This is a genomic window from Rickettsia lanei, assembly GCF_056242675.1.
In genome coordinates, this window is sequence record NZ_CP172233.1 from 293,881 (window position 1) to 306,219 (window position 12,339).

The following is a 12,339-nucleotide window of genomic DNA, read 5'->3' on the forward strand; positions in this document are numbered from 1 at the left end:
CTTTAGAAGGAGGTAAGAAGCCTATTAATACCTATCATTATCATCATACACTCCCCAAATTACTTTCTTGGAAATCCAACCTGTGTAATCCTTACATGTAATTTGGCAGAATTGTTCTTTACATTTTTTCAAACTACAACGAACTTTTGGCATTAATTTTGCTATAACTCGGCTTTTATGGTCTGCGGATTTGGTAAGTTCTATTTCCTTATCAGAAGTAATAACTACTGATCTTTTACCTGATAAAACGCTTGAATGTATCCAACCACCTTCGCCGTTAATGTCACGTACTTGTCGCCATTGCTTGTACTCTGCAGTTATTTCTACCGGTTCACCTTTTTGAACAAAAACCCATTCTACGGCAGATTTAGTAGTTGGTCCGCTCCTTGCATTTACTTCATTAGATTTTATTGAAACAAATCTCGGAATAGGCAATTTTTTATTATCGGCATTAATTGTTGTTGATAATATTACAATAATTAAAGTAATAAGAATTTTAATCATTATCTTCCGCTTCAGATAAAGCATCCTCTTTTTTTGCTATTATATAATTACCAAGCCTAAATTGTACTTTTATTCTATTAATTTCCTGCTCACTAATACCTATATTTTTTAGGACTGTTCCACCTATTTGTAATCCAGTCTCATAACTTTCTGGAATAATAGTTGTGGCACCTAAATCATAAAACTCTCTAGCATTTTTTAAATTTTTTAACTTAACGACAACCGGTATATCCTGATAATTACCACTAATTGTTTTAAGCGATTTCTTGATAGTTACTTGATTATTCATAGTAAGTATTATAGCGAATGCTCTTTCCGTACCTAATGCCTTTAGAGTATCGGCTTGCGATACATCACCTTTAAAAACCGGCAAACCGTTTGATAGCTCTTCTTTTACTCTATCATCATCTAAATCAAGTATTACGTAACTTATACCTTCCGCTTCCAAAACTCTTGCTACCATTTTACCGGTATTACCGAGTCCGGCAATAATAATATGGTTTGTTAAATCTCTTGCCCCAAGCTCAATCATTTGAGTCGGAGTTTTACCAAGTCCTTTATCAACTTTCTCAGCAATCTTTTGCCCTAAAGCTGCGAGTAATGGAGTAAGTGCCATAGTAAAAGTAACTACGAGTAATAATATATCGGCAGTACTTTCTTCTAATACTCCACTATCTTTACCTAAACTGAATAATATAAAACCAAACTCTCCACCTTGCGATAATAATAAGCCTGAATAAAAAGCAACTCCTTTATTAAAACCGAATAAAATACAAAAAGCCGTTATGATTAAGGTTTTTATACCTATTAAAGCAATAGATAAAGTAAGAATATGAGATATTTTTTCATACATTTCTAGGGCATCGATATTCATACCCACGGTCATGAAAAACAATCCTAAAAATAAACTTTTGAAAGGATAAATACTTTCCTCTGCCTGCAATCTAAATTCAGTTTCTGCAACTAATACTCCGGCAACAAACGCTCCTAGAGCTAAAGATAAACCAAATGTTTCGGTAGCCCAAGCAGCAGAAAGTACTATTAACAAAGTCATCGAAATAGGTAACTCGCTTGCATTATTACTTTCTGATGAAATGAATGAAAATACAGGACGAAGAAAAACACGACCGACAATAAATATTGTAAGTAAGGCTGTTACGGCTTTTAAGAGTGCAATACCAAGAGCCGCTGCAAGCGAGGCTTTATTGTTACCGGCAAGTAACGGAACTATCACAAGCAATGGCACTACGGCCAAATCTTGTAGTAACAGAATAGCTAAAGAAACTCTTCCTATTTGCGTTGATTGACTACGATTTTCCTCAATAACCTGCATAACAAGTGCTGTAGATGAAAGGGCCAGGCCACCGCCGGTAATAATAGCCGCACTACTATTGCCGTCTATAAGCACCATTGCACCGGCAATTACTATAGCGGTTGTTAACACTTGCAAACTACCGAGACCAAATACATATCGTCTCATAGCTTTTAATCGCTCGAAGGATAACTCAAGTCCTATCGCAAATAATAGAAATACTACACCAAGTTCACCTAGTAACTTAGTTTGGTCATATGTTACGATTTTTAAACCGTGATCACCTATTGCAGCTCCGGCAATTAAGTAACCAAGTACCGGACTTAATCTAAGACGCTTAAGTATAGCCACGATAAAAACCGCAGTACCGAGTAAAATTATAACGTTAATAAGAATATGATCGTTCATCTTTTCCAAATTTCTTCTAACTTAAAATGCTCCCGTACTTCAGGATAAAAAATATTAATTAAAATAGTACCGGCATCTATGAGTACCCATTCTGATTTACCAAGCCCCTCAATATTACTATTTATACCAGCATTATTTTTTAATTCTAAAGCTACATATTCAGCAATTGCTCCAACATTTTTAGTCGAACGACCGCTAGCAAATATAATATAATCGGCTAATTTATGTTTTCCTGTTAAATCAATTACCTCAATATCTTCTGCTTTTTTCTCACTTAAACATTCTAAGATAAATAATTTTAATTCTTCAGTTTCTTTTTTCATAATAATTAATAGAATGACATAATAATATTAATTATTATATGCATAAGAGTCGATTTTATCAATGAATGTTTAAAATTCTATAATAAAAATTCATATAAAGCTTTACTTTAAGCAAAAAAACTTTAATTAATACTTAAATTAATATTGATAAAATAATGGCAATAGCTGTAGAAGAGTTAGAAAAAATACTTAAAGAATCATTTCCAAACAGTACAATGAAAATTACTGATTTAGTAGGAGATCAAGACCATTATGCCTTAGAAATATCAGATGTTCAATTTAATGGACTTTCTTTAATTAATCAACATAAATTAGTAAAAAACGCCCTGTCTGAAATATTAAATAAAAAACTACATGCAATTACCATAAAAACTATCGCAGTTCCCAAAAAATAATTACAGATATTAATATGATAATCCTTGTATAAATTCAACTTATTATTTAATTTTATGCAAACAGCTGATTATATAGTAATCCGCTATTCGGTGTGTAATTAAGAATAAGGATTTTAAAATCCTTATTCTTAATTGATGCGGGTTTTTAGAAGTTTACTTTAAATCTTAGCGTACCGAACTGGGCATGGTATTTTTTAGCTAAGTTCAGACTGTAATGCACTCCGTACCCAATTCTACCCTTCTTAATTACTGCACCTACCCCTAAATCATATAGCATTTTAGTAGGTTTAGGTGCCAGTACCGGTAGAGGCTCATTAAGACCGTTAAGATCTGCAACGATTGCCGGTGTTTTACCTTTGAAATCGTAATTAATAAAGGCATGAATTTGCAGTCTAATTATGCATTCATCCTTATAGTAGGTTGTCTTAATTTCACCGCCGAGTATACCCTTGTTATATTGACGTTTCTGAATAGTTAGGTTTTGGAAAGAAGTACCGTATTCCTGATAACCGAAATCTTTAATCTTAGTAAGCCTGATTCCTGCCATCGGTGCAAATGAAGTTTCTTTCCATAGATAATTATAACCCCCAACTACTTGACCGCTATAAAAAGTTGAATTATATTTACCGTGTGCTGTTTCATAACCGCCTATAATATTACGTAGTTCATTAGTTTTAATATCACTTCGTGCATAGATGGTTACGCCTTCTATAAATAGGTTATTTATAAAGCTATATAAACCGTATATAGAGCCCATATTAGTTCTGACCTTAGTAGTATTGCCGGCTTTAGCATTTTACGTAACTTCGTATCGACTCTAATAAGCAGCACCCAGAACTATATTATCGTTTATAACGGTATCAATCCCGATTGAGCCACCGGTAGATTTAGCTTTATAAAGTCCGTTAAAGGCTTTTTGTACTGCCTTACCGTAATATAGGCTAGCCCATACCCCGTAAATGGAATTATTAGCTTTACTTTCCCGCCTCCGACAGCTACACCTCTCTTACGTGATGTAGCATCTTCTGCTGTAGGATTCGTAGCATTGTTATTTTCATCTTCAAGAGCCTTAATTCTCTCCCTTACTTTTTGATTAGCGATACTAGTATTATCTTGTGCAGCATTAAAGCCGTCATTCGCTTTAGCACGACTTATTCCGCTACCTGAGCTTCCACCGCTACTTGTACCTGCAGAATTATCTCGGCTACTACCTATAGCAGACATATCGCTACCGGAACTACTTCCCATGCCGTTACTATTATTAGCGGGAGAAACACCTGTTGCTTTAGAATTACAGCTATTACCGTATGGACTACTTCCGCTGTTGGTTACACCGCCTTTAGTTGTACCTCCCAAACTAGAACTGCTCCCTTGTGCTGAAGAGTTACCGCTATTAGCAGGAGCAATACCGGTTGCAGCAGGACTATTATAACTTGAGCCACCGGCACCACTCTAACCACTAGCAGCCGTTGATGGACTGTATACATCCGAACCGAAAACTGAACTATTGTAGCTTGAGCCACCTGTTGACGGACTGTTATAACCCGTAGTACCTCCAAAGCTACCGCCTCCTCCAGTTGATAACTGGTTAGCGCCTACGTTTGAGGTTGGAGTCGTTACGACCGAAGCATTCGGACCGTAAGGATTGCCTCCGACATTAGCAGGACCGTTAGGACCAAATTCGCCTGTGCCTGTAACCGGAGTAGTCGGAGTATTATATCCCACCGGATTGCTAGGTGTTACGTCGTAGCTGCCCGGAGTGGTAGGCAGAACATATATATTGTTAACTACACTACCGCTAGTTGGTAGCGGCTGTAGAGGGTTAAAACCTCCAACACTCGAACCGACGGAAGGACCCCATTGGGGTAATAAGCGGAGTAGTTATTCTATGTATTTCATTTGAAGGTCTTTGTAATTATAGGTAATAGATGTTCAACGACTTCTCATCTTTGCCCTACAAGGGTATTTACTATAACATTACCAACAGTAGTATTTATTAAAATTTTGATGATATTATCTATTGTTACATCTCCTGTTGGTTCTATCGTTAAAAGTACAAAGGAATTACCTGTAATTTGCCATCTGACAAAACCACCTTCATTAGCGGTTACATTAAACGGTAAGCTTACAGCATTACCAACTATGATATTACCTCCTGCCGTGGTGATGATAGGATAAGCACTACCTTGCCCAATAGCAAACGGATTATTTTGTGCAGTTAAAAATACTTTAATTGAAGAAACATTTGATAAATCAAAGGTACTACCGCTTGCGAGTACTATATTACCACTATTAGCGTTGCCTGTTTGCCCTACATTTATAGTATCATAGAAGACATTTATAATAAGCTCACCGGTAGGAGGTAGCAGAGCCTGTATAAGTAACTTTATTATTACCAAGATCGAAAGTTATATTACTTCCTGAGATATTGCCCCCGACATTTACGCTAGTATTATCACAGGTAAACATCATTGTTGCTTGATCGGCAACTTATAGTATTTGCTCCTAAATCTGATGCAATAATAAAAGCGGTTTTCTTCGGTGCAAAAGTAATAGTATTAGTGCCTGTTACCGCTTTTTGTAACCATACATCATCATCGCATTTATGACTACCGCCATTAATCGGTGCTTGTACAAGTGCAGCATTAGTGTATTCCGCTGAAGAGTTGCTGCTGCTCCCTTTGAAGTTCTCTGAAACGATTTTTGTTTTGTAATGAAATTTTGTTGTTGCTCTTGGCACTTTAACACCGCCGACCGTGGCTGACGGAATGTCTAAACTTCTACTGTTATAACCGGTAAATACCGCTGATTTACCAGCACCAATAGTAATATCTTTAGCATAGGTATCCCCTTTTACCGTGCCTTTATTACTACTGAACTAGTTTAAGGTTTAAATTCTCACCACCTAAATCATCGGTCAAACCATTATTAGCGTTAAATATTGCCGTACCTTGATTATTAGTCTTGGTTGTTATACTCGAGTAAAAATCTTCGCTATCGATTGTGATTTTACTGTCTACACCGTTGAACTGAACAGTTTTAAGGTGAGTCTTTGAACCTACCGAACCACTACCGCTAGCTCCAGTTGTTAAATCATTTGATATTGCAACAGTATGGATTTTATTACCTGTGGTCGTAATTGATTCATTTATTATACTTGTATTATTAAGACTTAAAGTTGCAGACTGAGCAGTAGTAAATGAAATCGAGCCTGTTTTCACGGTACCTTGAATTGTAACATCACCCCCGTCTATTTGAACTATATCGACCATTCCTTTAGCCACCTATACTACCGGAATAAGTAATAGCAGTAAATTCATCAAAAATCACCATGCTCTATCCTCAGGCTTTAAAAGCAAAAGGAGAAAAGCTTGATCCTTCAGAAATATCTAAACTATTCGTTGTTTCCTTAAATTTTATGTCGCCAACATTTATTAATATTATATATCCTACATTAATACCTCCTGTACAATTTAATACATCACCGCTAATAGTTATATCACCCACTTTTGAAGTACTGCTACCTATAGCTCCACTAACGCTGCTTGGACCGGTAAACATTAAATCCACAACTTTACCACCTGTGATGTTAATACCACTGATTAAATTAGTTGCTTGAGTAAACACTTATTACCCGTGCCGGTTCCTTGGATTTCAGCAATTGACATATTACCGCCGGCGTTAATCGTAACGGTGCTGTTGTCAACACCCGCTTTTCACATTGCAAGGTTCGTAATTGTATTCGTTGAGTTTCCATTACCGTCAACTGTACCTATAGTACCGTTAGTACCTCCGGTACTTGTTATATTACCGGTAATAGCTGATGTTATATTATGTGCTATATCACTAGCAAATATTGCTACGGTACCGACATTATTTTGGAAATTCATATTACCGTCAATCTTTACAACCCCAAACTCGCTATTAATAGGACCGGAAGGAGTGGAGAAAAAAATTTGATCCAAACTTTGATCCTATAGCAACTTTTGCGACGGATACGTCGATATTTGGGGTATTAAGAGCAGTTATTACCAGTGTTCCGTGCCCTGTAAGTTGTACTTTACTCACCGGATTTGCTTTTGTTCCGATAGCATACTTATTAGCCATACCATCTATTGTTAACTTGGTATTAGCATTTCTTGCATTTATCTCAACTACACCGGTATTTGGAACAACTGGCTCTATATTACCTGTTAACTCTATAGTACTGTTTTTGCCGCTAGCTACGGTAGTCATTAACTTTAAAACAGATGCGGGATTCACGAATGTAACACCTGGTGCATCTAATGGAAAATCACAGTTTAATGCATCAAGGGCATAAACGGTTGGTCCAGCATTAACCTCACTGATATTAATTTTGGCAATCTTAGCCGAGGTAAGTGATGCATCGGCAAAAACCCCGCCAGCAGCAATATTAAGCACTGCAGTATTAATCATATCAAGTCCATTTGTACCTAACGTAGCATTATTACCAACAACGCCGACATTACCACTAACATTTATAACAGCAAAGGGGTTTGCCTTTGTGCCAAGAGTTTCATTACCCAAATTACCCTGCAAAGTTAACACATTGTTATTAGGTATAGTACTAGAAGTACTACTTAAATTGACGCTACCGCTTCCACCGGCAAACCCATCGACACTATTCATAAAGGTAACTTGTTGATTTTTACTAGTAGTTAAACCAAATACGGATTTAGTATTATTCAAATTAATATCACTTCCTAGCGTTAAAGCCTTGTTAGATACATCTAAATGCCGCGACTGCATTTCCCTGCCCGATATTAATTGTGTTTACCATACCTATACTTGAATCAGTAGCCATTAAAGTAGTACCGGTAGTATAAACGTTTAATGTTCCTGTGTTCCCGTTTTTGATTTGGCTGTTAAGTAAATAACCTGCAGGATTTGCTCCCGAAAACTCTAAAACATCGCCATTGGTAAAATCCACGTTACCGCTTTTTGTAAGCGAGTCTTGTAAATTCGCCACAGCATTGTTACTAAGTGTTAAAGAAGTAGCGGATACACTTTTTTGCAAGATAACCGTTTTATTACCTGCTGCATTAACAGTAATTGCTCCAATATTATTTATGACTCCGGTAACGTTACCGCCTCCTAAAAATACTACATTACTGTTAGTTGCTGCACTACTTGTCACTGCTGCTAAAGTACCGGTATCATTAACGTTAACCGTACCTGCAGACCCTTTAAAATCAGTCTGTCCTGTAATAACTGTTGTGTTAATAGTTCCGGCCCCGCAAAAAGTTGCATTACCGGTAATATTGCCTGTATATGTTCCTGTTCCGACAGTAACATTACCCGTAGTATTTGTTGTAAGTTGGCCTGCTCCGACCGCAGCATTACGCGTACCTACTCCTAAAACATTAACAATGCCGTTAACACCTCCGCTACTTGTTACTACCGCTAAATTACCGCCCGCAGCAAGGTTTATTGTACCGGCATTATTGCCTTGAACATTTTAATATATTAACCGGATTTATAGCTCCTACATTACCGATAACCGTACTATTACCGACAAAATTTAATATATTCACACCTCCTCCTAATTTATTATCTATATTACCACCGGTAGTCCCACCAACATTCTTACCATCAACGATTGTTACTTGTGCGGCCGTACCGTTAAAATCTATATCAGAAATTACATCTTGCTAAAATCGTACTAACGAGTTCTGCGTAAATTGTACTAATCCGCCCGCGCCAGTATCCAATCCACACCATACAGCGTGTCTACTCCTATATTAATAGGCTGATACTGGTTCCCTATCTGAATAGTTTGGGCAAAGATGGTTCCTGTAATTATAGCTGGAGTGTGATTTAGAGGAGCTCCTATCCCAATCGGTTAAAAATTTGTTAAGCCTTATTGTCCCTCCTGTTCCATTACCGCTAACTGCATTAAGTGCAATTGCTCGGCTACCGGAAGCCACTTGTACTCTTAATTGACCATCTACATCATTTGCTAGAACTAGGTTGAAGCTAGCCACAAATTCTGCAGCATTTGGCGATTCATTAACGTCATAAGTAGCATTTTGGCCGCCGAACTTGATACTATGTCTATAGGTTGTATATCCATAACTTCATTAACGTAAAGACCTGCGGCTGGTGAAGTATCAGTAGCAAAATTAAGTAACTTATTATTTGCAATATTAAAAGTTTTTGCCTTAATCCAACTTGGATGTTTAAATTGAAAGTCAGTGTCAATCTGTAATGTAAGATCTGCCTGGCCTTGAACAGAAGTTACTATACTACCTGGACCTGAGATAAAGGCGATTCTATTATCACCAGTAGGAGGAAAAAGTAGATGTAGCCTGAAAAATCAAAGTACTAGCTAAATCGTTAAAATTAAAGCTGTTAAAATAGTAAGTATTCCCTGGTGCTTCTCCTGGTCCTGGAGCAACAGGAGGAACCACTGCAAGTACTTGTGCATTTGTAACTGGCGTACCTGTTAAAGTGATGTTTATAGCGTTAGGGACATCTACAACACGCCCGACATTTTCTTTAGTAAGATCAACAGGTATAACCGGTCCAAAATATGTTATTTGGCACAGTCATTGTTGCATTATTAAAGGTATCTAAATATATAGCAGAAATTGCTGGCACATCTACAGTAAAATTATTTACTTCGCCAAGGGTTACAAATGAACCTGGTACATATGCTCCTCCGCCAAAAGCACTACCATCAGCTACTGAGCCACCCCCTACTGTTACGATTCGGTTAGCAGTACCAAGGGCACTAACTAGTGCTAGCAAGCATCAATGCCGCAATTGATGTAAACATGCCTTTTTTTTATTAAATTTTTTATTATGATTTTGTTATATAAATAATATATTACTTTTAATTGAAAAACATTAATTAATACTAAAAATATCTATAAAAATACTTATAAATAAGGTATTTTCTATATAGAAAAGTAACTTATGATTACTTTTTCTTATTTAAAATAAATTAAACTTTATGTACTTTTTATAGAAATTTGGTAAATCGTATATAAAACTTAAGAAATACAAGGGTAAAACCTATCTATTTTAGCTTCTTAGTGAAAACCGCAAAACTTTATTAATTTTTGTACCTCTTATGTCATTCCTGCGAAAGCAGGAATCCAGTAATCTTTAATGTCATCCCGCAACTTGATTGCGGGATCTCAGGACACAGTCTGTTATACAAGATCGGGGTCAAGTCACAGTATAACAGCAAAAAAGACTGGATTCCCGCTTCCACGGGTATGAACATAAGGGCCATACAACAAAGCCGCAGGACTAATACAATGACGCTTAGAACCTAACAAAACCACTTTTTCTAGGTAAAATCTATAAACTTTTACATAAACAAATTGATTTGCTACGAATAATAGAGTATATAGTATAGATATAATTAATTATCGGGGCGTAGCGCAGCCTGGTAGCGCATCTGGTTTGGGACCAGAGGGTCGGGAGTTCGAATCTCTCCGCCCCGACCATAAAAACATAAATTATAATGTCAAAAGACGACCTCATTCAGTTTACAGGTACAGTACTTGAACTTTTACCTAATGCTACTTTCAGAGTAAAACTTGAGAATGATCATGTAATTATTGCTCATACTTCCGGTAGGATGCGTAAAAATCGTATCAGAATATTACTAGGAGATAAAGTGATGGTAGAAATGACTCCTTATGATTTAACTAAGGGGCGTGTGGTTCATCGTCACTAGTCTTTATAAGTATGAAGCAGAACAGAAAAAACCTACCGATTATATTAGCATCAAGCTCTCCTGCAAGAATTGAGTTACTAAACAGAATCAAAATTATCCCTTCACAAATTATTCCAGCAGATATAGACGAAACACCTAATTTGCGTGAATTACCCGCTCCCTTAGCCATAAGACTTGCTTACGAAAAAGCTATAAAAATTGCATCTCAAATAGAGGAATCAGCTATAATTATAGCTGCCGATACCGTAGCGGCAGTAGGTAGAAGAATATTGCCGAAAGCTACTACTTATGAAGAAGTCAAGAATTGTATTAAGATGTTATCCGGACGTCGTCACCGTGTCTATACCGGTTTATGTATTATCAAAAAAGAGAATGATCAGCTTACAGTGAGACAAAAAATAGTTCAGACTATTGTTAAGTTCAAAAAATTAAGTGATGAAGAGATTAATTTTTATTGTTCTTTGGATGAGGGAATAGATAAAGCCGGCGGATGTAAAATTTCCGGTTATGCAGAAGCTTTTATCTCATTTATTTCCGGCTCATATTCAAATGTTATGGGATTACCTTTATTTGAAACAGTAAATGCTCTAACTTCTTTAGGTTTTAGATGTTCAAGTATCATGCCTGCAAAAATGAATTATTGTCATTCCGCGACTTGATCGCGGAATCTAGTTAAAAATACTAAAATTATTAATATAATAATTTGTTTTTCTAGACCCCGTTGTCAAGCCACGGAGCGGCATTAAATGTTTTTGGATTCCTGCGATCCACGCACATAAATTACCTAGCTACTTAATTCCCAGGCTCATCCAAATGACTTCTCTCATAATTTTCATGACGCTCTTGAGCTTCAATACATAATGCAGCAATAGGTCGTGCTTCTAATCTTTTTATACCTATTGGGTCGCCTGTTTCTTCACAGTAACCATATTCCCCATTTTTAATACGTGATAATGCTTCTTCTATTTTACTCATTAATTTACAATATCTATTTCTACTACGAAGCTCAAAAGCTCTTTCTGTTTCATGAGTAGCACAATCGTTAAGATCGGATTCTTTTAAATTTGCTTCCTTTAAATGATTTAAAGTCTCTTGAGATTCCTTTAATAAATCCTCTTTCCATATTAAAAGTTTTTGTCTAAAATATTCTAGGTGATTAGGACACATATATTCTTCATCTTGAGAAGGTTTATATCCCATAGGTAATTTAGGTGTTTCTAGCATATTAATATCTCAATATTAACTTTAACATATTATGTTTATAAGGTTTTTAAAAGTGTTTCTAGCATATTAATATCTCAATATTAACTTTAATATATTATGTTTATAAGGTTTTTAAAAGTGTTTCTAGCATATTAATATCTCAATATTAACTTTAATATATTATGTTTATAAGGTTTTTAAAAGTGTTTCTAGCATATTAATATCTCAATATTAACTTTAACATATTATGTTTATAAGGTTTTTAAAAGTGTTTCTAGCATATTAATATCTCAATATTAACTTTAACATATTATGTTTATAAGGTTTTTAAAAGTGTTTCTAGCATATTAATATCTCAATATTAACTTTAACATATTATGTTTATAAGGTTTTTAAAAGTGTTTCTAGCATATTAATATCTCAATATTAACTTTAATATATTATGTTTATAAGGTTTTTAAAAAAATATATAACTTAAAATTA

Annotated in this window: 18 protein-coding genes, 1 tRNA gene and 1 pseudogene; 5 read left to right on the forward strand and 15 right to left on the reverse strand. The window is 35.7% G+C overall.

Annotated features, from left to right (window positions below):
* Positions 1-24: 24 nt before the first annotated feature.
* The 3 genes from ACHBLB_RS01760 to rsfS are packed head-to-tail and all read right to left on the reverse strand — an operon-like array spanning position 25 to position 2,547.
* A complete protein-coding gene (locus ACHBLB_RS01760; RefSeq protein ID WP_475842198.1) occupies positions 25-504 on the reverse strand; it encodes an SH3 domain-containing protein in 480 nt (159 codons plus the stop codon).
* Complete coding sequence (locus tag ACHBLB_RS01765) at positions 497-2,224, reverse strand: monovalent cation:proton antiporter-2 (CPA2) family protein (RefSeq protein ID WP_012736865.1); 1,728 nt, start codon at positions 2,222-2,224, stop codon at positions 497-499. Before ACHBLB_RS01765 ends, ACHBLB_RS01760 begins: the two co-directional genes overlap by 8 nt.
* Positions 2,221-2,547 (reverse strand): ribosome silencing factor, encoded by a 327-nt coding sequence (gene rsfS, locus ACHBLB_RS01770; protein WP_004997291.1) that lies wholly within the window; start codon positions 2,545-2,547, stop codon positions 2,221-2,223. Before rsfS ends, ACHBLB_RS01765 begins: the two co-directional genes overlap by 4 nt.
* Positions 2,548-2,702: 155 nt before the next feature.
* On the opposite strand from rsfS, the gene ACHBLB_RS01775 reads away from it, so the two are divergent.
* Complete coding sequence (locus ACHBLB_RS01775; RefSeq protein ID WP_475842200.1) at positions 2,703-2,942, forward strand: BolA/IbaG family iron-sulfur metabolism protein; 240 nt, start codon at positions 2,703-2,705, stop codon at positions 2,940-2,942.
* A 145-nt stretch (positions 2,943-3,087) separates the two neighbouring features.
* On the opposite strand, the pseudogene ACHBLB_RS01780 reads toward ACHBLB_RS01775, so the two are convergent.
* The 10 genes and pseudogenes from ACHBLB_RS01780 to ACHBLB_RS01825 form a co-directional block, all read right to left on the reverse strand.
* A pseudogene (locus ACHBLB_RS01780) lies at positions 3,088-3,903 on the reverse strand (autotransporter outer membrane beta-barrel domain-containing protein).
* Complete coding sequence (locus ACHBLB_RS01785) at positions 3,792-4,298, reverse strand: hypothetical protein (RefSeq protein ID WP_475842202.1); 507 nt, start codon at positions 4,296-4,298, stop codon at positions 3,792-3,794. The pseudogene ACHBLB_RS01780 and the gene ACHBLB_RS01785 overlap by 112 nt, the downstream one beginning before the upstream one ends.
* A gap of 96 nt (positions 4,299-4,394) precedes the next feature.
* Positions 4,395-4,667, reverse strand: a complete 273-nt coding sequence (locus tag ACHBLB_RS01790) for a hypothetical protein (RefSeq protein WP_475842204.1) — start codon at positions 4,665-4,667, stop codon at positions 4,395-4,397.
* Between the two features lie 218 nt (positions 4,668-4,885).
* On the reverse strand, positions 4,886-5,341 hold the full coding sequence (locus tag ACHBLB_RS01795) for a hypothetical protein (RefSeq protein WP_475842206.1): 456 nt from the start codon (positions 5,339-5,341) through the stop codon (positions 4,886-4,888).
* A 56-nt stretch (positions 5,342-5,397) separates the two neighbouring features.
* Positions 5,398-5,682: a hypothetical protein gene (locus ACHBLB_RS01800; RefSeq protein WP_085065714.1), complete on the reverse strand. Its 285-nt coding sequence runs from the start codon at positions 5,680-5,682 to the stop codon at positions 5,398-5,400.
* 130 nt (positions 5,683-5,812) lie between these two features.
* Positions 5,813-6,214: a hypothetical protein gene (locus tag ACHBLB_RS01805; RefSeq protein WP_475842209.1), complete on the reverse strand. Its 402-nt coding sequence runs from the start codon at positions 6,212-6,214 to the stop codon at positions 5,813-5,815.
* 70 nt (positions 6,215-6,284) lie between these two features.
* Positions 6,285-6,569: a hypothetical protein gene (locus ACHBLB_RS01810; RefSeq protein ID WP_475842210.1), complete on the reverse strand. Its 285-nt coding sequence runs from the start codon at positions 6,567-6,569 to the stop codon at positions 6,285-6,287.
* An 89-nt stretch (positions 6,570-6,658) separates the two neighbouring features.
* Complete coding sequence (locus tag ACHBLB_RS01815; protein ID WP_475842213.1) at positions 6,659-6,907, reverse strand: hypothetical protein; 249 nt, start codon at positions 6,905-6,907, stop codon at positions 6,659-6,661.
* Complete coding sequence (locus ACHBLB_RS01820) at positions 6,867-7,712, reverse strand: hypothetical protein (RefSeq protein WP_475842215.1); 846 nt, start codon at positions 7,710-7,712, stop codon at positions 6,867-6,869. The genes ACHBLB_RS01815 and ACHBLB_RS01820 overlap by 41 nt, the downstream gene beginning before the upstream one ends.
* Positions 7,684-7,980: a hypothetical protein gene (locus ACHBLB_RS01825; RefSeq protein ID WP_475842217.1), complete on the reverse strand. Its 297-nt coding sequence runs from the start codon at positions 7,978-7,980 to the stop codon at positions 7,684-7,686. Before ACHBLB_RS01825 ends, ACHBLB_RS01820 begins: the two co-directional genes overlap by 29 nt.
* Before the next feature lie 52 nt (positions 7,981-8,032).
* On the opposite strand from ACHBLB_RS01825, the gene ACHBLB_RS01830 reads away from it, so the two are divergent.
* Positions 8,033-8,416 (forward strand): hypothetical protein, encoded by a 384-nt coding sequence (locus ACHBLB_RS01830; protein ID WP_475842219.1) that lies wholly within the window; start codon positions 8,033-8,035, stop codon positions 8,414-8,416.
* 1,054 nt (positions 8,417-9,470) lie between these two features.
* Here ACHBLB_RS01830 and ACHBLB_RS01835 read toward each other — a convergent pair.
* The gene (locus tag ACHBLB_RS01835; RefSeq protein ID WP_475842222.1) at positions 9,471-9,713 is read right to left on the reverse strand and encodes a cell surface protein; all 243 of its coding nucleotides are present in this window, start codon (positions 9,711-9,713) and stop codon (positions 9,471-9,473) included.
* 630 nt (positions 9,714-10,343) lie between these two features.
* Here ACHBLB_RS01835 and ACHBLB_RS01840 point away from each other — a divergent pair.
* The 3 genes from ACHBLB_RS01840 to ACHBLB_RS01850 all read left to right on the forward strand — a co-directional run bounded on the left by ACHBLB_RS01840 (position 10,344) and on the right by ACHBLB_RS01850 (position 11,312).
* A tRNA-Pro gene (locus ACHBLB_RS01840) sits at positions 10,344-10,420 on the forward strand.
* A gap of 17 nt (positions 10,421-10,437) precedes the next feature.
* Entirely contained in the window at positions 10,438-10,653 is a 216-nt protein-coding gene (infA, locus tag ACHBLB_RS01845; RefSeq protein ID WP_014411107.1) for a translation initiation factor IF-1, read from the forward strand.
* An 11-nt stretch (positions 10,654-10,664) separates the two neighbouring features.
* On the forward strand, positions 10,665-11,312 hold the full coding sequence (locus tag ACHBLB_RS01850; protein ID WP_012151371.1) for a Maf family protein: 648 nt from the start codon (positions 10,665-10,667) through the stop codon (positions 11,310-11,312).
* Positions 11,313-11,445: 133 nt separating this feature from the next.
* Here the strand turns inward: ACHBLB_RS01850 and dksA are convergent, their stop codons facing one another.
* The gene (gene dksA / locus ACHBLB_RS01855; protein WP_062811854.1) at positions 11,446-11,877 is read right to left on the reverse strand and encodes an RNA polymerase-binding protein DksA; all 432 of its coding nucleotides are present in this window, start codon (positions 11,875-11,877) and stop codon (positions 11,446-11,448) included.
* Positions 11,878-12,339: the final 462 nt, after the last annotated feature.